General features: G+C 33.1%; 36 protein-coding genes and 2 pseudogenes. All 38 read right to left on the bottom strand.

From position 1 onward, the window contains the following. Window positions 1–246 (bottom strand): 50S ribosomal protein L13 (gene rplM, locus SPJ33_RS06385; protein WP_321117132.1); only part of this gene is annotated, 246 nt, incomplete at its 3' end. A gap of 163 nt (window positions 247–409) precedes the next feature. Next, window positions 410–1147, bottom strand: coding sequence for a tRNA pseudouridine(38-40) synthase TruA (truA, locus tag SPJ33_RS06380; protein WP_321117131.1), 738 nt, complete (start codon window positions 1145–1147; stop codon window positions 410–412). A 15-nt stretch (window positions 1148–1162) separates the two neighbouring features. Beyond that, window positions 1163–1963: an energy-coupling factor transporter transmembrane component T gene (locus tag SPJ33_RS06375; protein WP_321117130.1), complete on the bottom strand. Its 801-nt coding sequence runs from the start codon at window positions 1961–1963 to the stop codon at window positions 1163–1165. Further along, window positions 1964–2839, bottom strand: coding sequence for an energy-coupling factor transporter ATPase (locus tag SPJ33_RS06370; protein WP_321117129.1), 876 nt, complete (start codon window positions 2837–2839; stop codon window positions 1964–1966). Beyond that, window positions 2824–3669, bottom strand: a complete 846-nt coding sequence (locus SPJ33_RS06365) for an energy-coupling factor transporter ATPase (protein WP_321117128.1) — start codon at window positions 3667–3669, stop codon at window positions 2824–2826. The genes SPJ33_RS06370 and SPJ33_RS06365 overlap by 16 nt, the downstream gene beginning before the upstream one ends. 223 nt (window positions 3670–3892) lie before the next feature. Next, complete coding sequence (gene rplQ / locus SPJ33_RS06360; protein WP_321117127.1) at window positions 3893–4234, bottom strand: 50S ribosomal protein L17; 342 nt, start codon at window positions 4232–4234, stop codon at window positions 3893–3895. Between the two features lie 12 nt (window positions 4235–4246). Further along, window positions 4247–5194 (bottom strand): DNA-directed RNA polymerase subunit alpha, encoded by a 948-nt coding sequence (locus SPJ33_RS06355; RefSeq protein WP_321117126.1) that lies wholly within the window; start codon window positions 5192–5194, stop codon window positions 4247–4249. Between the two features lie 79 nt (window positions 5195–5273). Continuing rightward, window positions 5274–5894, bottom strand: coding sequence for a 30S ribosomal protein S4 (gene rpsD / locus SPJ33_RS06350; RefSeq protein WP_321117125.1), 621 nt, complete (start codon window positions 5892–5894; stop codon window positions 5274–5276). 28 nt (window positions 5895–5922) lie between these two features. Beyond that, window positions 5923–6312: a 30S ribosomal protein S11 gene (gene rpsK, locus SPJ33_RS06345; protein ID WP_209796899.1), complete on the bottom strand. Its 390-nt coding sequence runs from the start codon at window positions 6310–6312 to the stop codon at window positions 5923–5925. Window positions 6313–6327: 15 nt separating this feature from the next. Further along, window positions 6328–6693 carry a 30S ribosomal protein S13 gene (rpsM, locus tag SPJ33_RS06340; protein ID WP_204596697.1) on the bottom strand — a complete coding sequence of 122 codons (366 nt, stop codon included), beginning with the start codon at window positions 6691–6693 and terminating at the stop codon, window positions 6328–6330. 245 nt (window positions 6694–6938) lie between these two features. Continuing rightward, window positions 6939–7052 (bottom strand): 50S ribosomal protein L36, encoded by a 114-nt coding sequence (gene rpmJ, locus SPJ33_RS06335; protein WP_039312872.1) that lies wholly within the window; start codon window positions 7050–7052, stop codon window positions 6939–6941. Between the two features lie 38 nt (window positions 7053–7090). Continuing rightward, window positions 7091–7309 (bottom strand): translation initiation factor IF-1, encoded by a 219-nt coding sequence (infA, locus tag SPJ33_RS06330; RefSeq protein ID WP_204596698.1) that lies wholly within the window; start codon window positions 7307–7309, stop codon window positions 7091–7093. A 7-nt stretch (window positions 7310–7316) separates the two neighbouring features. Continuing rightward, window positions 7317–7601: a hypothetical protein gene (locus tag SPJ33_RS06325; protein ID WP_321117124.1), complete on the bottom strand. Its 285-nt coding sequence runs from the start codon at window positions 7599–7601 to the stop codon at window positions 7317–7319. Between the two features lie 80 nt (window positions 7602–7681). Continuing rightward, window positions 7682–7906 (bottom strand): annotated as a pseudogene (locus SPJ33_RS06320) (type I methionyl aminopeptidase); the annotation flags it as partial. 84 nt (window positions 7907–7990) lie between these two features. Then, complete coding sequence (locus SPJ33_RS06315) at window positions 7991–8641, bottom strand: adenylate kinase (RefSeq protein ID WP_321117123.1); 651 nt, start codon at window positions 8639–8641, stop codon at window positions 7991–7993. Window positions 8642–8665: 24 nt separating this feature from the next. Then, window positions 8666–9943, bottom strand: a complete 1278-nt coding sequence (secY, locus tag SPJ33_RS06310) for a preprotein translocase subunit SecY (protein ID WP_321117122.1) — start codon at window positions 9941–9943, stop codon at window positions 8666–8668. Between the two features lie 2 nt (window positions 9944–9945). After that, entirely contained in the window at window positions 9946–10386 is a 441-nt protein-coding gene (gene rplO / locus SPJ33_RS06305; protein ID WP_321117121.1) for a 50S ribosomal protein L15, read from the bottom strand. 20 nt (window positions 10387–10406) lie between these two features. Further along, window positions 10407–10586, bottom strand: coding sequence for a 50S ribosomal protein L30 (gene rpmD / locus SPJ33_RS06300; protein ID WP_321117120.1), 180 nt, complete (start codon window positions 10584–10586; stop codon window positions 10407–10409). 12 nt (window positions 10587–10598) lie between these two features. Continuing rightward, window positions 10599–11096, bottom strand: a complete 498-nt coding sequence (rpsE, locus tag SPJ33_RS06295; RefSeq protein ID WP_321117119.1) for a 30S ribosomal protein S5 — start codon at window positions 11094–11096, stop codon at window positions 10599–10601. A gap of 19 nt (window positions 11097–11115) precedes the next feature. Beyond that, entirely contained in the window at window positions 11116–11475 is a 360-nt protein-coding gene (gene rplR, locus SPJ33_RS06290) for a 50S ribosomal protein L18 (RefSeq protein ID WP_321117118.1), read from the bottom strand. 23 nt (window positions 11476–11498) lie between these two features. Continuing rightward, complete coding sequence (gene rplF / locus SPJ33_RS06285) at window positions 11499–12038, bottom strand: 50S ribosomal protein L6 (protein WP_321117117.1); 540 nt, start codon at window positions 12036–12038, stop codon at window positions 11499–11501. Window positions 12039–12098: 60 nt separating this feature from the next. Beyond that, window positions 12099–12497 (bottom strand): 30S ribosomal protein S8, encoded by a 399-nt coding sequence (rpsH, locus tag SPJ33_RS06280; protein WP_321117116.1) that lies wholly within the window; start codon window positions 12495–12497, stop codon window positions 12099–12101. Window positions 12498–12527: 30 nt separating this feature from the next. After that, entirely contained in the window at window positions 12528–12713 is a 186-nt protein-coding gene (locus tag SPJ33_RS06275) for a type Z 30S ribosomal protein S14 (protein ID WP_321117115.1), read from the bottom strand. A 12-nt stretch (window positions 12714–12725) separates the two neighbouring features. Continuing rightward, window positions 12726–13268, bottom strand: a complete 543-nt coding sequence (gene rplE / locus SPJ33_RS06270; protein WP_321117113.1) for a 50S ribosomal protein L5 — start codon at window positions 13266–13268, stop codon at window positions 12726–12728. Window positions 13269–13290: 22 nt separating this feature from the next. Further along, window positions 13291–13605 carry a 50S ribosomal protein L24 gene (rplX, locus tag SPJ33_RS06265; protein WP_321117112.1) on the bottom strand — a complete coding sequence of 105 codons (315 nt, stop codon included), beginning with the start codon at window positions 13603–13605 and terminating at the stop codon, window positions 13291–13293. Between the two features lie 16 nt (window positions 13606–13621). Continuing rightward, the gene (gene rplN / locus SPJ33_RS06260; RefSeq protein ID WP_321117111.1) at window positions 13622–13990 is read right to left on the bottom strand and encodes a 50S ribosomal protein L14; all 369 of its coding nucleotides are present in this window, start codon (window positions 13988–13990) and stop codon (window positions 13622–13624) included. Between the two features lie 32 nt (window positions 13991–14022). After that, window positions 14023–14277 carry a 30S ribosomal protein S17 gene (gene rpsQ, locus SPJ33_RS06255; RefSeq protein ID WP_209796874.1) on the bottom strand — a complete coding sequence of 85 codons (255 nt, stop codon included), beginning with the start codon at window positions 14275–14277 and terminating at the stop codon, window positions 14023–14025. Between the two features lie 21 nt (window positions 14278–14298). After that, complete coding sequence (gene rpmC / locus SPJ33_RS06250; RefSeq protein WP_039312823.1) at window positions 14299–14511, bottom strand: 50S ribosomal protein L29; 213 nt, start codon at window positions 14509–14511, stop codon at window positions 14299–14301. After that, the gene (gene rplP / locus SPJ33_RS06245; RefSeq protein ID WP_029699407.1) at window positions 14511–14945 is read right to left on the bottom strand and encodes a 50S ribosomal protein L16; all 435 of its coding nucleotides are present in this window, start codon (window positions 14943–14945) and stop codon (window positions 14511–14513) included. Before rplP ends, rpmC begins: the two co-directional genes overlap by 1 nt. A gap of 23 nt (window positions 14946–14968) precedes the next feature. Then, window positions 14969–15634, bottom strand: coding sequence for a 30S ribosomal protein S3 (gene rpsC, locus SPJ33_RS06240; protein ID WP_321117110.1), 666 nt, complete (start codon window positions 15632–15634; stop codon window positions 14969–14971). Between the two features lie 20 nt (window positions 15635–15654). Next, on the bottom strand, window positions 15655–15987 hold the full coding sequence (rplV, locus tag SPJ33_RS06235) for a 50S ribosomal protein L22 (protein WP_321117109.1): 333 nt from the start codon (window positions 15985–15987) through the stop codon (window positions 15655–15657). A gap of 25 nt (window positions 15988–16012) precedes the next feature. Next, window positions 16013–16288 carry a 30S ribosomal protein S19 gene (gene rpsS / locus SPJ33_RS06230; protein ID WP_321117108.1) on the bottom strand — a complete coding sequence of 92 codons (276 nt, stop codon included), beginning with the start codon at window positions 16286–16288 and terminating at the stop codon, window positions 16013–16015. Window positions 16289–16350: 62 nt separating this feature from the next. Further along, a complete protein-coding gene (gene rplB, locus SPJ33_RS06225) occupies window positions 16351–17184 on the bottom strand; it encodes a 50S ribosomal protein L2 (protein ID WP_321117107.1) in 834 nt (277 codons plus the stop codon). A gap of 64 nt (window positions 17185–17248) precedes the next feature. Continuing rightward, window positions 17249–17542 carry a 50S ribosomal protein L23 gene (gene rplW, locus SPJ33_RS06220; RefSeq protein ID WP_039312805.1) on the bottom strand — a complete coding sequence of 98 codons (294 nt, stop codon included), beginning with the start codon at window positions 17540–17542 and terminating at the stop codon, window positions 17249–17251. Further along, window positions 17542–18162: a 50S ribosomal protein L4 gene (gene rplD / locus SPJ33_RS06215; protein WP_321117106.1), complete on the bottom strand. Its 621-nt coding sequence runs from the start codon at window positions 18160–18162 to the stop codon at window positions 17542–17544. Before rplD ends, rplW begins: the two co-directional genes overlap by 1 nt. A 25-nt stretch (window positions 18163–18187) precedes the next feature. Further along, window positions 18188–18817, bottom strand: a complete 630-nt coding sequence (gene rplC, locus SPJ33_RS06210; protein ID WP_321117105.1) for a 50S ribosomal protein L3 — start codon at window positions 18815–18817, stop codon at window positions 18188–18190. Between the two features lie 77 nt (window positions 18818–18894). Beyond that, on the bottom strand, window positions 18895–19203 hold the full coding sequence (gene rpsJ, locus SPJ33_RS06205) for a 30S ribosomal protein S10 (protein ID WP_022211980.1): 309 nt from the start codon (window positions 19201–19203) through the stop codon (window positions 18895–18897). Between the two features lie 463 nt (window positions 19204–19666). Next, window positions 19667–19804: pseudogene (gene tuf, locus SPJ33_RS06200) on the bottom strand (elongation factor Tu); the annotation flags it as partial.

The raw sequence follows: 19804 nt of genomic DNA, 5'->3' as shown, positions 1-19804 counted from the left end.
ACCTGGATATAAGCTATGCTTTCTCATTAATTTTTGATCTAACTTCTTACCAGTTAAAACAACTTTTTCAGCATTGATTACGATAACGAAATCTCCGCAGTCAACATTTGGTGTAAATGTTGGCTTATTTTTTCCTCTTAAGATTGAAGCAACTTGGCTAGCAACTCTTCCTAGTGGCTTACCAGCAGCATCAACAACATACCATTTTCTTTCAACTTCTTGTGCTTTTGCAATGTATGATTTCATCTCTGTTTCCCTCCTTGAACTTACGATTCGCAATATCTACATATTGCATTTATGTTAAGATGTTAGTTTACTAAATCTTATATACATAAATATTCTAACAAACATTTATTATTATAATACACGCTTACGGGCGTGTCAACAAACTTTTTACACTTTTTTTGTATTAATAATAAACTTTTTCTAAAACAAGGCCGTTTGCTGGAACACAGTATCCAGCTTTTTCTCTCTTTCCTTCTTTTATTATATTTTCTATATCACTAGCCTTTATTTTTCCACGTCCTACTTCAATTAAAGTCCCTACTATTATTCTTACCATATTATATAAAAAACCATCAGCTGTAACAAAAACCTTTATAATATTACCTTCATTTTCTATATGTAAATCCTTTATGGTTCTAATAGATGTCTTTACTGAACTTCCATTTGTTTTAAAAGCTTTAAAATCATGTTTACCTATAAAATATTGGCATGCTTTTTTCATCTCATCTATGTCTAGCTTTTCTTTAACATGATAAGAAAAATTCTTATATAATGCTACTTTTTCATCTCTATTTATTATAGTATAGCAATAAGTCTTACCCTTACTATCGTATCTAGAATGAAATTCTTCTGATACCTCTTCAGATTTTATAATAGCAATATCATCTGGTAATTTTGTATTTATAGCTTCTCTAAATCTTTCAGGTGGAACATTACTATCTGTATAAAAATTTGCCACCATACCTTTTGCATGCACTCCTGAATCTGTTCTAGAACTTCCAGTTATAGCTACTTCTTTTTTTACTATTTTTGAAATTGCTATCTCTATAGTTTCTTGAATAGTATTTTTGCTACTCTTTTGTTTTTGCCATCCTAAATAATTAGTTCCATCATATTCAATTGTTAGCTTTATATTTTTCATAATCTCACCTAAAACTTAAAGTATTCTAATTATTATGCTCGCTATAAATAATATCGCAAATATTCCCCATGCTATAAAGTCTCTATTAGAAAATTGTAATTTCTTCATACGAGTTCTTCCTGAACCACCTCTATAACATCTAGCTTCCATAGCCATTGCAAGCTCATCTGCTCTTCTAAATGAACTTATAAATAATGGAACTAAAAGAGGTACTAAATTCTTTGCTTTTTGAATAATTCCACCTGATTCAAAATCTGCTCCTCTTGCCTTTTGTGCCTTCATAATTTTATCAGTTTCGTCCATAAGAGTTGGTATAAATCTTAATGCTATAGTCATCATCATAGCAAGCTGATGTGCCATTTCTTTTCCTATAGGTCTTAAAAGAATTTCAATTCCATCTGTAAGTTCTATAGGAGATGTTGTTAAAGTTAATAAAGATGTTCCAACTACTAAAAATATTAGTCTTAATGCCATAAATAACGCTGTATTGACACCTTGAGTATAGATACTTAAAAATCCAAACTTAAATATTAATGTATCAGGAGTTCCCTTTATCATAAATACATTTAATATTGAAGTAAGTATTACTAAAAATATAATTGGTTTTAATCCTTTTAATATAAATCTTGGTGGCACTTTAGAATTAATAATTACTGCACCTATAAATGCAACTACTAAAATATATCCTACAAATTTATCTATTAAAAATAGAGAAATAATAAATAGCAGAGATATTAATATTTTTGTTCTAGGATCTAGCTTATGAACAAACGAATTCCCTGGTATATATTGACCTATAGTTATATCCTTTAACACCTAATTATCCCCCTGACTATTTGATTTTTTATAAAATATTTTCTTTAACTCTTCTTTACATTGTTCAATCGTATAAACTTCATCACTTACATTAAACCCTTTTTTTCTAAGTTCTCTCATAAGATAAGTAACTTGTGGTACCCCAAGGCCTATTTTTTCTAAAGTTTCTACTTCTTTAAATACTTGCGCTGGTGTTCCTTGCAATGCTACACTTCCCTTATTCATTACAATAACTCTTTCTGCAAGTTTAGCTACATCTTCCATACTATGACTAACTAATACTATTGTCATATTATATTTTGTATGAAGAAGCTTTATTTGATCTAATATATCATCTCTTCCTTTAGGATCAAGTCCTGCAGTAGGTTCATCTAATATAAGTATCTTAGGTTCCATAGCAACAACACCTGCTATTGCAACTCTTTTCTTTTGTCCTCCACTTAAATCAAAAGGAGATTTGTCTTTATACTCTTCATAATCAAGTCCTACCATCTCCATTGATTTTACGACTCTTTTATGTATTTCATCTTCATCTAATCCAAGATTCCTAGGCCCATAAGATATATCCTTTTCTATAGTCTCTTCAAATAACTGATACTCTGGATATTGGAATACTAAGCCTACTTTTTTTCTTACATCAGAAAGGTTAACCCCTTTAGCTGTTATATCTTCTCCATCAATTATTATCTTTCCTGATGTAGCTTCTAGTAATCCATTCATATGTTGTATTAAAGTTGATTTTCCTGAACCTGTATGCCCTATTAAAGCAATAAACTCTCCATCTTTTATATCTAGATTTATATTATCTAATGCTTTTTTTTCAAAGGGTCCATTAGGCATGTATATATGTGTTAAGTTCTCTATTTTAATTGACATAATGCCTCCACCATTTCATCTACATTTATTATTTCTTTATCTAGCTTTATCCCTTCTTTATTCAATTCATAACTAAGTTCTGTTACCTGTGGAACATCTAAACCTATTTTCTTCATAAGTTCAACTTGTGAAAACACTTTTTTAGGAGTCCCCTCCATTATTAATTTTCCTTTGTCCATAACAACAATTCTATCAGCTTGAGCGGCTTCATCCATATAATGTGTTATAAGAACTATTGTAATTCCATATTCTTTATTAATTTCTTTAATAGTTTTTAATACATCTTTTCTTCCTATAGGATCTAACATTGCAGTTGGTTCATCAAAAATTATACATTCAGGTTGCATTGCAAGTATTCCTGCTATTGCTACTCTTTGCTTTTGACCTCCTGATAAAAGATGAGGAGCATGCCTTTTATATTCACTCATCCCAACCCTCTCTAAGCTTTCATCTACACGTTTCCTTATTTCCTTAGGATCAACTCCTAAATTTTCAGGCCCAAATGCTACATCTTCTTCTACTATTGTTGCAACCATTTGATTATCTGGATTTTGAAATACCATTCCAGCCTTTGATCTAACATCCCATAAATTATTTTCATCATTAGTGTTAAGACCATCAACATATACATTTCCCTCAGTAGGTAAAAGTAATGCATTCATATGCTTAGCTAATGTTGATTTTCCAGAACCATTATGACCTAAGACTACTAAAAATTCTCCTTTTTTCACTGTTAAGTCTACGCCATTAATAGCATATCTTTCTATACCATCTTCATGTGAAGTATATTTAAAAATTATATTTTCACACTTAATCATTTCTTGACTCATTTAGTCCTCCATATTAAAATCATTTAACTAATATATTTATATCCAAGTAATATTTTATATACAAATCTAACAATTATTGTATATCTATCCAACACTATTATATAACATTAAACTTAAGTTTCAAGCTTATTCAGAATATTTAAATCATTAATTCTCTATATAAAATATCTTTTAAATATAACAAAACGGGGATTAAGATTTCTCTTAATCCCCACTTAAATAATTAAACTAATTCAAGTATAACTATTTCAGCTCCGTCCCCTCTTCTAGGACCTTTCTTATACATTCTTGTATATCCACCGTTTCTTTCAGTGTATTGTGGAGCTATATTATCAAATAAATGCTTAACTACAGCTTCTTCTTGTACAAAAGCTAAAACTTGTCTTCTAGCGTGAAGATCTCCTCTCTTAGCAAGAGTGATCATTTTTTCAGCTAAACTTCTAGTTTCTTTAGCTCTAGTTTCAGTTGTTTCAATCTTACCATGCTTTAAGAAACTAGTTACTAAATTTCTAAGCATAGCTCTTCTTTGGTCTGCTGGACGACCTAACTTACGATTAACTGCCATGGATTTACCTCCTTACTCGTCGCTTAACTTTAAGCTTAAGCCTAATTCTTTAAGCTTCTTTTCAACTTCTTCTAAGGATTTCTTTCCTAGATTTCTTACTTTCATCATATCATCCATTGATCTGTTAGCAAGTTCTTGAACTGTATTGATACCAGCTCTCTTTAAACAGTTATATGATCTAACTGATAAATCTAGCTCTTCTACAGTCATTTCTAGTACTTTTTCCTTTTTATCTTCTTCTTTTTCTATCATTATTTCAACATCATTAGTTTCATCTGTTAATGACATAAATAATTTGAAATGTTCTATTAAGATTTTTGCTGATAAGCTTATAGCTTCATCTATCTTAATAGTTCCATCAGTCCAAATTTCAAGTGTTAACTTATCGTAGTCAGTAATTTGACCTACTCTAGTATTTTCAACTTTAAAGTTAACTCTCTTAACTGGTGTATATATTGAATCAACAGCTATTGCTGAGATTGGTAGATCTTCACTCTTATTTTTATTTTGAGTAACATATCCTCTACCTCTATTTACAGTTAACTCCATATAAAGTCTTCCGTCGTTATCTAAAGTTGCGATATGTAAATCTTTATTCACAACTTCAACATCTCCATCAGTCTTTATATCTGCAGCTGTAACAACACCAGGTCCTTTTGCATCTATATAGATAGTCTTTGGACCTTCACCATTCATTTTTAAAGCTAAAGCTTTGATGTTAAGGATTATTTCAGTAACATCTTCTTTAACTCCTTGTATTGTAGAAAATTCATGAAGTACACCATCAATTTTAACTGAAGTAGTTGCAACTCCAGGTAATGATGATAATAGTATTCTTCTTAGGGCATTCCCTAAAGTTATACCATATCCTCTTTCTAATGGTTCTACAACGTACTTACCATAAGTACCGTCTTCATTTGCCTCTACACATTCAATCATTGGCTTTTCGATTTCTAACATACGAACCCTCCTTATTTTTAAAATGGCAACCTTATTCTGAGGGCAACTGATTCTATATTTGTTTTAACAAATATTACAATTATTTGCTGTATAACTCAACGATAAGAGTTTCATTAACTGGTACGTCAATGTCTTCTCTTGCTGGTGCAGCAACTACTTTGCCTTCGTAGTTTTCAACGTTAGCTTCTAACCATTTTGGTAAAGTTTTTGGATTTTCAACGAAAGTCTTGAACTTTTCGCTTCCTCTGCTCTTTTCAGCAACAGTTATTACATCATTAACTGATACTTTGAATGAAGGAATGTCAACTCTCTTACCATTTACTAAGAAATGTCCGTGGTTAACTAATTGTCTTGCTTCGTTTCTTGAAGCACCATATCCTAATCTATAAACAACGTTATCTAATCTTAATTCTAATAACATTAATAAGTTTTCACCAGTGATACCCTTCATGTGTTCAGCCTTTTCATAGTATGATCTGAATTGACCTTCTAACACTCCGTATATTCTTCTAGCTTTTTGCTTTTCTCTTAGTTGTACACCATAGTTAGATAATTTCTTTCTAGCTGCTCCGTGTTGTCCTGGTGCATAACTTCTTCTTGTGAAAGCACATTTATCTGTATAACATCTATCCCCTTTAAGGAATAATTTCATGCCTTCTCTTCTACATAATCTACATGTAGCTCCAGTATATCTTGCCATTAATTACACCTCCTGTATGAATCAAATACTAGACTCTTCTTCTTTTTGGTGGTCTACATCCATTGTGTGGGATTGGAGTAACATCTTTTATTAAAGTTACTTCTAATCCTGCTGCTTGTAAAGATCTTATAGCTGCTTCTCTTCCAGCTCCTGGTCCCTTTACATAAACTTCAATGCTCTTTAAACCATGTTCCATTGCTGCTTTACTTGCAGTTTCTGCTGCCATTTGAGCTGCAAATGGAGTACTTTTTCTTGATCCTCTGAAACCTAGAGCTCCAGCACTTGACCATGATAACGCATTTCCTTGTGCGTCTGTTAAAGTAACTATTGAATTATTGAAAGTTGACTTGATGTGTGCAGCACCATGTTCAACATTTTTTCTGTCTTTTTTTCTTCTAGTCTTTTTAACCTTTGCCATTGCTTTCCCTCCTAACTACTTCTTCTTGTTTGCGATAGTCTTCTTAGGACCTTTTCTTGTTCTCGCATTAGTCTTAGTTTTTTGTCCTCTTACTGGAAGACCTTTTCTATGTCTAATTCCTCTATAACATCCGATTTCTACTAATCTCTTGATGTTTAATGCTACTTCTCTTCTTAAGTCACCTTCGATTGTAAGTTCCTTAATATAAGTTCTTAACGCATTTACTTCGTCTTCAGTTAAATCCTTAACTCTTGTGTCAAGGTTTATTCCTGTAGCTTCTAATATCTTATGTGAAGTAGGTAACCCTATTCCATAAATATAAGTTAAACCTATTTCAACTCTTTTTTCTCTTGGTAGGTCAACACCTGCTATTCTTGCCATTAAAATTTACACCTCCTGGTAATTGAAATGCCTAAAAGTTTATTATTTTTGATTTTCAAAAATATAAAATGTAATATATATATAATAAAATTTTAGGTTAATAGAGAAACTTTTTTCTCTATCATCAGCCGCTCCTAAAATCTAATTATTTAATTAAATGCCTATATAATCATATTTGACTTTTATAAAAAAGTCAATAAATTTTAAATACCTAATTTGTATTTTTTGTCTAATATTTATCTATATTAGCCTTGCTTTTGCTTGTGCTTTGGATTTTCACAGATTACCATTACTCTTCCTTTTCTTCTAATTACTTTGCACTTTTCGCAAATAGGCTTAACTGATGGTCTTACTTTCATCGCTAACCCTCCTTGTAATATTTGATAGAATTTCTATCTTATTTTGCTCTCCAAGTAATTCTACCTCTTGTTAAGTCATATGGAGAAAGTTCCACTGTAACTTTATCTCCAGGTAAAATTCTTATGAAGTTCATTCTTAATTTTCCTGATATATGTGCTAGAATTGTATGCCCACTTTCAAGTTCAACTTGGAAGTTAGCGTTTGGTAAGGATTCAACAACGACTCCTTGCATTTCTATAACATCATCTTTTGACATAAGGTAATCAACCCTCCTTAACAATGCCTCTTAATTTTAAAAATCTCTTAATTTTTAAGTCAGTATCTTTTCTTTTGCCGTCGATTATGGCTGATCTTATTTCTTCATCTATATTTTCTAAAAATTCTAAATGCTTAACCTTTTTTTTCTTAGGTTCTTTGATTTTCTTAGTATCACCATTTGAAAGTAATACATAATTATCATCAACTACACTAGTTATTACATATAAATGATTTTTATCTCTACCAGCTAAAGAAAGTACAACTTTCCCAATCAAGTCATTGTTTTGCAAATTTTTCACCTCGATGATTACCTTAGAAATAAATAAGTACAGTAATTAATACTCTACAAATTTATAACTAAGAAACACTTTTATTTAACTAGTGTTAATGTTTCGGGACCATCTGGTAAAATCGCAACTATATTTCCGTAATGTGCTGATAGGCTTCCATCACTTGTTACAACCGTCCAACTACTTTTAAGATTAAACTTAAAATCTCATATTGGACATATACCTGGTCTACCGAAGTTTGGTACTTCAGGATCTTCATGTAGATCTCTGCCTATCCCGTGTTCTACAAACTTTTTTACAATTGAAGTTCATTTGCTTATGTTTGTATCACATGTGATATATTTTCCTGCTTTTAAATTATATCAATCACTAAATATTTTTAAACAAAATTATTTAGCATTTCCTAAAATTTCGCAGATACTTTCAAATACTTCGTTGATTGCTTTAGTACCATCAACTGTTGAAAGTAAATTTTTATTCTTATAAAAATCAATTAGTGGTTGTGTTTGTCTTTCATACACATCAAGTCTTTCTTTTACAGTTTCTTCTGTATCATCTTTTCTTTGTACTACATCATTTCCACAAATATCACATTTTCCTTCAACTTTTGTAGGGTTGAATTTGATGTGATAACTTGCTCCACATGATGGACAAACTCTTCTTCCAGTCATTCTTTCTAGTATGAATTCGCTTGGAACTTCGATACATAAAGCTGTATCTAATTTCTCATTTCTACTATCTAAGAATTCTTGTAAAGCTTCAGCTTGAGCAACTGTTCTTGGGAAACCATCTAATAGATATCCATTTTTACAATCGTCATCTTGAAGTCTATCTTTAACCATATCTATAGTAACAGAATCAGGAACTAATTGTCCGTTATCCATATATTTTTTTGCTTCAATTCCTAATGGAGTATTTTCTGAAATGTTCTTTCTGAAAATATCTCCTGTAGAAATGTGTGGAATTGAATATCTATTACTAATTGATTTTGCCTGTGTTCCTTTTCCTGCTCCAGGAGGACCTAGTAAAATAATTTTCACGGGCATCATCTCCATTACTTAATCTTATTTAAGAAATCCTTTGTAGTGTCTCATTATCATTTGTGATTCTAGTTTTCTTGTGAAATCTAGAGCAACACTCACTACAATAAGAAGTGCTGTTCCCCCAAATTGTATTCCTTTGAATGAAGTATAGTTATTTATAACTATTGGCGTTACAGCAAGTACTGCTGCAAATATTCCTCCAATGAAAGAGACTCTATTTAGAATACTTTCAAAATATTGTGTTGTAGGTTCTCCAGGTCTAACACCTGGTATAAATCCTGCAGATTTATGAAGGTTTTCTGACATTTCTTCTGGCTTGAATGTAACTTGAGTATAAAACCAAGTAAAGAATATTGTTAATAATGCATATACAACTGGATACATCCATGTATTGCTATTAAAAATACTCATTGGACTGCTTGTAATCCATTTTGCCCATTCATGATTTGAGAAAAAACCTGCAATTGTTGGTAAGAATTGCATAACTGACATAGAAAAGATAATAGCTATGACAGCTGATCCAACTATACTTAAAGGTATATGAGTAGATTGACTTCTCATTACTTTATTTCCAACTGCTTTTCCTGCATATTGAACAGGAATTCTTCTTTCTGCAAGTGAAAAATATACTACTCCAGTAAGTGCTAATATAGCAAATACTAAGAATAATGCAATTTCAACAACACTTATATCTCCTGTATTCTCTAGAACTAATATAGATCTTATTGTTATTGGTAATCTTGAAACTATATTTACAAAAATCAGGATTGAAACACCATTTCCGAAACCTTTAACAGTGATTTGGTCTCCTAACCACATACAGAATGTTGATCCAACAACTAGAGCCAATACTACAACTATCATTTGTACAGTCTTCATACCTGTTGTAGCTCCCATTTGGGATATTGTTGCGTACATACCAAATGCAAGAATAACTGCTATAACAATCGATAAATACCTAGTGGCATTTTGAATCTTTCTTCTACCATCTTCACCTTCTTTAGAAAGTTGTTCTAATGATGGTATAGCTATTGTTAAAAGCTGAGTTATGATTGATGCATTAATGTATGGCATTACACCAAGAGCAAAAATACTAAACCTACTAAAGGCTCCACCTGATATTAAATCATAGAACCCCATTAAATTTCCTGACTGAGTCATTCCTTTCAGATATTCAGTGCTAATCCCAGGAACAGGAATGTGACTTCCCATCCTAAAGATTGCAACTAAGAATATCGTCCAATAAAATCTCTTTCTTAATTCAGGTACCTTCCAGGCATTACGTAGGGTTGATAGCATTCTTATTTCACCTCAACTTTTCCTCCAGCTGCTTCGATTTTTTCGATAGCAGATTTTGAGAACTTACATCCTTTTACAGTTAAGTTCTTTTCTAAGTTTCCGTTTCCAAGAATTTTAACTCCATCCATTACCTTTGAGATAACTCTTCTTTCTAATAATAATTCTGGAGTAACTTCTGTTCCATTTTCAAATATGTTTAATCTATCTACGTTTATGCTAACGATCTTTTTAGCGAAGATATTAGTGAATCCTCTCTTAGGAAGTCTTCTGTATAATGGCATTTGACCTCCTTCGAATCCAGGTCTAACTCCACCGCCTGATCTAGCGTTTTGTCCTTTTTCACCTTTACCAGCATTTCTTCCTAAACCTGAACCAGTTCCTCTACCAACTCTCTTAGGAGCCTTTCTGCTTCCAGCTGCTGGCTTTAATTCATGAAGTTTCATACTCAGTGCACCTCCTCTTTTTATACTTCTTCTACATTTAACATGTAGCTTATCTTCTTAATCATACCGTTTATTTGAGGAGTTCCCTCATGCTCTACTGTCTTACCTATCTTCTTAAGTCCAAGGGCATTTGCAGTAGCGATATGGTCTTTCTTTCTACCTATTAAGCTTTTTACTAATGTAATTCTTAATTTAGCCATGCAATTTCCCTCCTAACCTAATATTTCTTCAACAGATTTTCCTCTTAATTTAGCTATTTCTTCAGCTGTTCTTAAGCTTGCTAATCCATTGATTGTTGCTTTAACCATGTTATTAGGATTGTTTGAACCTAATGATTTAGCTCTAACATCCTTGATTCCTGCTAATTCAAGTACTACTCTAGCTGGACCTCCAGCGATAACTCCTGTACCTTCTTTAGCTGGCATTATAAGAACATCTCCTGTTCCAAACTTACCGTGTATTTCATGAGGAATTGTGTTTCCAACTAATGAAACTGATACTAAGTTTTTCTTAGCGTCTTCTATTCCTTTTTTGATTGCTTCAGGTATTTCGATAGATTTACCCATTCCAACTCCAACGTGTCCGTTCTCGTCTCCGACAACAACTAGAGCTGCGAATCTGAAGTTTCTACCACCCTTAACAACCTTAGTAACTCTATTTATGTTAACAACCTTTTCTTTAAGGTCTAGTGTACTAGGATCGATTCTCATTTATTTCCCTCCTCGTTTCTTAGAATTTTAAGCCTGCTTCTCTAGCACCTTCTGCTAATGATTGAATTCTTCCGTGATATACAAATCCACCTCTATCGAAAACAACTTCTGTTATTCCCTTTTCGGCAGCTTTCTTACCAACTAATTCGCCTACTAACTTAGCGCCTTCTTTGTTTCCACCTTTAGCTGAGAAATCTTTTTCTAAGCTTGAAGCAGCAACAAGTGTTACAGCATTTATATCATCTATTATTTGTGCGTAAATATTTTTTTCACTTCTGTATACTGAAAGTCTTGGTCTTTCAGGAGTACCGAAAACTTTCTTACGTACTCTAAGGTGACGTCTCTTTCTGCTAGCTTTTCTGTCTGCTTTCTTGAACATATAAAGCTCACTCCTTTCTATTATTACTTACCAGTTTTACCTTCTTTACGTCTGATCACTTCGTCTTCGTATCTTATTCCTTTACCCTTGTATGGTTCAGGCTTTCTCCATGATCTGATCTTAGCAGCTGCTTCTCCAACTTTTTGCTTGTTGATTCCTTTTACAACTACTTTTGTAGCTTCAGGTGTTTCAAATTCAACACCTTCAACAGCTTCTATTTCAACTGGATGTGAATATCCAAGGTTCATTACAAGTTTCTTTCCTTGCTTTTGAGCTCTATAACCAACACCATTTAATATTAAAGTCTTTTGGAATCCTTTAGTAACTCCTTCAACCATGTTGTTTATAAGTGCTCTTGTTAATCCGTGAAGAGCTCTATGCTCTTTAACGTCACTAGGTCTAGTTACAACTACTTCGTTGTTTTCAACCGCGATATTAATGTCTTTGTGCATAGCTTCTACTAGCTCACCCATTGGTCCTTTTACTGTAACAACATTGTCAGGTGTTACTGTAACAGTTACGCCAGCAGGTATAGCTATTGGTAATCTACCTACTCTTGACATAATTGCACCTCCTGTTTTTCTTTAAATGCATATATTCATCTATTAATTACTATTTAATTACTACCAAACGTAGCAAAGAACTTCTCCACCTATGTTGTTCTTTCTAGCTTCTCTATCTACCATTATTCCTTTTGAAGTTGAAATAACAGCGATTCCTAAACCATTAAGAACTCTAGGAGTTTCATCCTTTTTGCAGTATACTCTTAATCCTGGTTTTGATATTCTCTTTAATCCAGTTATTACTCTTTCGTTGTTAGCTCCATATTTAAGAGTTATTCTTAACATTGGAACTACTCCATCATTGTATTCATCAATTTCCTTGATGTATCCTTCTTGTAATAATATATTTGCAACGGCCTTCTTTACATTAGAAGAAGGTACCTCAACTACTTCATGTTTAACAGCATTTGCGTTTCTTATACGAGTTAGCAAATCTGCTATAGGATCTGTCATAACCATTTAATGTGCCTCCTTTCGCTATCTTCAGTATTACCAGCTTGCTTTTCTACAACCAGGGATTTGGCCTTTGTATGCAAGTTCTCTGAAACAGATACGGCATATACCGAATTTCTTTAATACAGAATGTGGTCTTCCACATATTCTACATCTAGTATAAGCTCTAGTTTTATACTTAGGTGCTTTACTCCACTTTTCTATCATCGCTTTACGTGCCATAGATACCCCTCCTTATTGTTGAGCAAATGGCATTCCAAGGAATCTTAATAATTCTCTTGCTTCTTCGTCAGTGTTTGCAGTTGTAACGAAGATTACATCCATTCCTCTTACTTTGTCGATCTTATCGTACTCTATTTCTGGGAATATTAATTGTTCTTTAATTCCTAATGAGTAATTTCCTCTACCATCGAATGATTTAGCTGAAATTCCTCTAAAGTCTCTAACTCTTGGTAAAGCAATTGACATTAATTTATCAGCAAATTCGTACATTTTAGCTTTTCTTAATGTAACTTTGCATCCTAATGCCATATTTTCTCTTATCTTAAAGTTAGCAACTGATTTCTTAGCTCTTGTTAATATTGGCTTTTGACCACTTATTAAAGTTAAGTCATTAACAGCTGATTCTAAAACTTTTTGATTATCTTTAGCTTCACCAACACCCATGTTGATTACTATCTTTTCAAGTCTTGGAACTTGCATTATATTTGTATATCCGAATTTTTCCATCATAGCTGGAATTATTTCTTTTTCATATCTATCTTGAAGTCTTGTCATATTGTTAACCTCCTTTCAGTTTCTAGAATGTTTCTCCGCACTTTTTGCATACTCTAACTTTAGCGCCATCTTCTAATATTCTGTTGCTAATTCTAGTAGCTTTTTTGCACTTTGTACAATATAACATTACCTTTGAGCTGTTTATTGCAGCTTCTTTTTCTATTATAGCACTTTCAGCTTGAGTTCTACCTGCCTTTTGGTGCTTCTTTACTATGTTAACTCCTTGAACTAGTACCTTTCCAGTTTTTGGGAATACCTTTAAAACTTCACCTGTTTTACCTTTATCTTTTCCTGATATAACTACAACTGTGTCGTTCTTTCTTACATGTATTTTCAAGTCAGCCACCTCCTCTTTATAGAACTTCTGGTGCTAATGATAATATTTTATTAAATTCTTTATCTCTTAGCTCCCTAGCAACAGGTCCAAAGATACGTGTTCCTCTTGGTTGCTTATCATCTTTTATTATAACAGCAGCATTTTCATCAAATCTTACATATGAACCGTCTGCTCTTCTTATTCCTTTTACTGATCTAACAATAACAGCTTTTACAACGTCACCTTTTTTAACAACTCCGCCTGGTGTTGCACTTTTAACGCTGGCAACTATAACATCTCCAATGTTACCATACTTTCTCTTAGATCCGCCTAATACTCTGATGCACATTATTTCCTTTGCTCCTGAGTTATCAGCAACTTTTAATCTAGTTTGTTGTTGTATCATTAGATTACCCTCCTTTCAGTCTTTAAGCCATATTACTTAGCTTTTTCAACTATTTCAACAAGTCTCCATCTCTTATCTTTTGATAAAGGTCTTGTTTCCATTATTAATACTCTATCATTAACTTTTGCTTCATTATTTTCATCATGAGCTTTGAACTTAGTAGTTCTGTTAACAGTCTTTCCGTATAGTGGATGTCTTACTTTAGTTTCAATAGCAACTACGATAGTTTTATCCATTTTATCAGAAACAACTCTTCCGATTTTCTTTTTTCTTAGTCCTCTTTCCATTAAGTCTTACCTCCTTCCAGATTACTGTTCAACAACCCTTAACTCTTCTTGTCTTAAGATGGTTTTTATTTGGGCTATAGATTTCTTTACTTCTCTTATTCTCATAGGATTTTCTAATTGTCCTGTAGCTAATTGGAATCTTAAGTTGAATAATTCAGCTTTAAGTTCGCCTAATTTAGCTTTTAAATCTTGAGGATTACTTGCTCTTAATTCTTTTAATTCTCTAGCCTTCATTATTCTTCACCACCCATTTCCTCAAAATCTCTTCTTGTAACAAATTTAGTTTTTACAGGAAGTTTGTGTGATGCAAGTCTCATAGCTTCTCTTGCAACTTCTTCATTAACTCCAGATAATTCAAATAATACTCTACCTGGTTTAACTACTGCAACCCAGTATTCTGGTGAACCTTTACCTGAACCCATTCTTGTTTCAGCTGGTTTTTCAGTAACTGGCTTATCTGGGAAAATCTTTATCCAAAGTTTTCCTCCTCTTTTTATATATCTATTTATAGCAATTCTGGCAGCTTCTATTTGGTTACTTGTAATCCATCCACAAGTAGTAGCTTGAATACCGAAATCTCCATAAGCTAGGAAATTTCCTCTTGTTGCTTTACCTTTCATTCTACCACGTTGTACCTTACGATGCTTAACTCTTTTAGGCATTAACATGATTTATTCCTCCTTTCTTATGCTTATGCGTTAGCTTCTTCCTTTTCAACTTTTTTAGTTGGAAGAACTTCTCCATTATAAACCCAAACTTTAACTCCGATTTTACCGTAAGTTGTATCAGCTTCAGCAAATCCATAGTCGATATCTGCTCTTAAAGTTTGTAGTGGAATTGTACCTTCATGATATTGTTCAGTTCTAGCTATTTCAGCTCCACCTAATCTTCCTGAACAAGCAGTCTTAACTCCTTTAACGCCTTGCTTCATTCCTCTTTGAATAACTTGTTTCATAGCTCTTCTGAATGAAACTCTCTTTTCTAATTGTGCTGCTATATTTTCAGCCATTAATTGAGCGTCTGCTTCAACATTCTTAACTTCAACTATGTTGATAAGAACGTTCTTTCCTGATACAAAGTTTGTTAACTTCTTCTTTAAAGTTTCTATACCTGAACCACCTTTTCCGATGACAACACCTGGTTTAGCAGTATATATATTTAACTTAACTCTCTTAGCTGCTCTTTCGATTTCTATCTTTGAGATACCAGCTGAGAAAAGTTCTTTTTTAACGAATTCTCTTATTTTGTTATCTTCTATTAGATTGTCAGCAAAATCTTTTTTGTTTGCATACCATTTTGCATCCCATCCCTTGATAACACCTACTCTAAGTCCGTGAGGATGTACTTTTTGACCCACTTCGATTTCCCTCCTTCTTTCTATCTTTCTTTAACAACTAATGTTATATGACTTGTTCTCTTATTTATTCTGAATGCTTTACCATGATCCATTGGTCTAAATCTCTTTAATGTTGGACCTTGACCTACATAAGCTTCTGATACGAATAATCTATCAGCTTCTAATCCATGATTGTTTTCAGCATTTGCAACAGCTGACTTTAATACTTTATTAATAGCAACTGCAGCTTCTCTTGGAGTGTATTGTAAAATAGCACTTGCTTCTCTTACATCTTTTCCTCTTATTAAATCAAGAACAGCTCCTACCTTTATTGGAGACATTCTTACATATTTAGCTATAGCTCTAGCTTCCATTTATGATCCTCCTTTCCAGGCTCTATTACTTTCTTTTTGATGATTTATCATCATGTCCTTTATAAGTTCTAGTTAGTGAAAATTCACCTAATTTATGTCCTACCATATCCTCTGTAATATAAACTGGAATATGTTTTCTTCCATCATGAACAGCTATTGTGTGTCCTATCATTTGAGGGAAAATTGTTGAACTTCTTGACCAAGTTTTAACAACTTTTTGTTCACCAGTAGCATTCATTTCTTCTATTTTCTTTAAAAGTCCTGCATGGACGAAAGGTCCTTTTTTAATTGATCTACTCACTATATTTGCCTCCCTTCATTTCTTAGGCTTTAGCCTTGAAGAGAATGAATATTCTCTTCAAACTATTTCTTATTTCTACCCTTGATAATTAATTTATCTGAGTATTTCTTATTCTTTCTAGTCTTGTATCCAAGTGCTGGTTTACCCCATGGAGTCATTGGACTTGGTCTACCTACTGGAGATTTACCTTCTCCACCACCGTGTGGGTGATCATTAGGATTCATTACTGAACCTCTAACTGTTGGTCTGATACCCATGTGTCTCTTTCTACCAGCTTTACCTATCTTAACGATATCGTTAGTTGAATTTGAAACAGTACCAACTGTAGCTCTACATTCTATTCTAACATATCTCATTTCACCTGAAGGTAATCTTAATGTTGCATACTTACCTTCTTTAGCCATTAATTGAGCTGATAAACCAGCAGCTCTTACTAATTGACCACCTTTTCCAGCTTGTAATTCTATATTGTGTATGAATGTACCTACTGGAATGTTTAATAATGGTAATGCATTACCTGGTTTTATATCCGCATCTGCTCCTGATACAACTGTATCTCCAACTTTTAATCCTGCTGGAGCGATTATGTATCTCTTTTCTCCATCTGCGTATACAACTAATGCAATATATGCTGATCTATTTGGATCGTATTCTATTGTAGCAACTGTTGCTGGAATACCATCCTTATTTCTCTTGAAATCAATTATTCTGTATTTTCTCTTAGCGCCACCACCGTGGTGTCTTACAGTTATTTTACCTTGTGCATTTCTACCACCAGTTTTCTTTAAAGAAACTAATAATGACTTTTCTGGAACATTTGTAGTTATTTCTTCAAATGTAGGCATAGTCATATTTCTTCTTGATGGTGTCATTGGTCTAAATGTTTTAACTGCCATTTAATTTCCCTCCTTCTTTCAGCTTATCTGGTGAAAAATCACCAATAAATCACTTTATTGACGACTATTGCATTCCTTCGAAGAATTCAATAGTGCTTCCTTCAGCTAATGTAACGATAGCTTTCTTATAGTCAGCTCTCTTTCCTACATGTACGCCCATTCTCTTAGTTTTTCCCATAGTTCTGCTAGTCTTTACGTCTGCAACTTTAACGTTGAAAACTTCTTCAACTGCTCTCTTTATTTGAGATTTGTTAGCACTTATGTGAACTATGAAAGTGTACTTATTTTCTGCCATTGCTGCCATACTCTTTTCAGTTATAACAGGCTTTCTTATTATATCATGGCTTGTTAAATTCATTATGCGTACACCTCCTCAATTTTTGATACAGCATCTTTAGTCATAACTACTTTTTCAAACTTAAGTAAGTCATAAACGTTGATGTTGTTTGCAGGTATAACTGCTACACCTTCAATGTTTCTAGCTGACTTATAAACAACTTCATTTGATTCAGCTGTTATGATTAAAGTCTTCTTAGCTTCCATTGCGTTTAGCATGTTAACTACATTCTTAGTCTTGATTGAATCAAATGCTAAATCTTCAACAACAACCATTTGTCCGTCTTGAACTTTAGTTGATAATGCTGACATCATAGCAACTCTCTTCATGCTCTTTGGTATAGCCATTCTGTAATCTCTTGGCTTTGGTGCGAATACAATACCACCCTTGATCCATTGTGGTGCTCTGATTGAACCTTGTCTAGCTCTACCAGTTCCCTTTTGTCTCCAAGGCTTGATTCCGCCTCCTCTAACTTCAGCTCTTGTTTTAGCTGATTGAGTTCCTTGTCTCTTGTTAGCTAATAATGCAACAACTACTTGGTGCATAGCATTTTCGTTTATTTCAATTCCGAATATATTTTCGTTTAATTGGAAATCTCCAACTTTTTTACCTTCTTTATTGAATAATCCTACTGTAGGCATCCTGCTTCCTCCTTTCCTTAAGAAATTAAGCCTTAACTGTATTTCTTATTACTACTGTGCTCTTGTTTGGACCTGGAATTCCACCCTTGATTAGTATTAAGTTTTTATCAGCCATTACTTTAACTACTTCTAAGTTTAATACTGTAGTGTTTGCAGCACCCATGTGTCCTGGCATCTTCTTATTCTTGAATGTTCTTGAAGGATCTGAAGCTGCCCCCATTGAACCTGGTGCTCTGTGGAATTTAGAACCGTGTGACATAGGTCCTCTTTGTTGATTCCATCTCTTGATAACGCCTTGGAATCCCTTACCTTTTGAAACTCCTGATACGTCAACCTTATCTCCTGCTGCAAATACATCAGCCTTTATTTCTTGACCAACTTCATATTCGCTAGCATTTTCTAATCTGAATTCTTTAAGAGTTCTTCTTAATGAAACTCCTGCTTTTGCAAAGTGTCCTTGTTTTGGCTTGTTAACTAATTTTTCTCTTACGTCTCCAAAACCAACTTGTATTGCATCATAACCATCGTTTTCGATAGTTTTCTTTTGAGTTACAACACATGGACCTGCTTCTACAACTGTTACTGGAATTACTTTACCATTTTCATCGAAAATTTGAGTCATTCCTATTTTCTTACCAATTATAGCTTTTTTCATGTATTTACACCTCCAAAACTTATCAGCGGATTGCTATGCAATCGTAATAGTTCAATGTCTTTATTATAATTTTGCTATTATAGCTTGATTTCGATATCTACACCAGCTGGTAGATTTAATCTCATTAATGCATCAACAGTTTTTGGTGATGGATTAACGATATCTATAAGTCTCTTGTGAGTTCTTATTTCGAATTGTTCTCTTGAGTCCTTATATTTGTGAACTGCTCTTAATATAGTAACAACATCTTTTTCAGTAGGTAGTGGTATTGGACCTGCAACCTTAGCTCCTGTTGACTTTGCAGTTTCAACGATTTTTTCTGCTGATTGATCTAATATTGTGTGATCAAAAGCTTTTAATCTGATTCTTATTTTTTGTTTTGACATCTTGGTTTCCCTCCTTTTCATGTACGCTTTACTTCTAACGCACAACAGCGGTTCTCCTATAAACTGTTCCTGGTGTTTCATAACTTTAGGAAAGAAATATAGAATCCCTGTCGTCGGATTCTAGATCCTGACATACTCATCAAGAATTCCCCGGAAGTCCGGCAACCTCTTGATTCATCGCCGCATGCTATACAACTTCTACATTATACTATTAAAATTTATCTTTTTCAAGTAATTTTTAATTTTAAATTTTAAATTATTTTTAATTTTTCTTCGTCAAAATTAATTCGCTTTCTATATTTTAATAGGATTTTAAATAAATATCAAGTATTTTATTTAAGTAATTTTCTAGTTAGTATTGTAAACTTTTACTTGTTTTTATTATTATACAATTTATCTGTATAACAAAAAAATAGTAAGAGACGTCTCTCTTACTATTTTTAATAAATGGAATTTATTATTACTATTCGATTACGCTAGTAACAACTCCTGAACCTACAGTTCTTCCACCTTCTCTGATTGCGAATCTTAATCCTTCTTCCATAGCTACTGGGTGGATTAATTCAACGTTCATGTCGATGTGGTCTCCTGGCATTACCAT

This window comes from Clostridium sp. (assembly GCF_034179595.1).
Lineage (GTDB): Bacteria > Bacillota > Clostridia > Clostridiales > Clostridiaceae > Clostridium.
The sequence above is the reverse complement of the archived record's forward strand: the minus strand, read 5'-3'. Positions and strand labels throughout refer to the sequence as shown.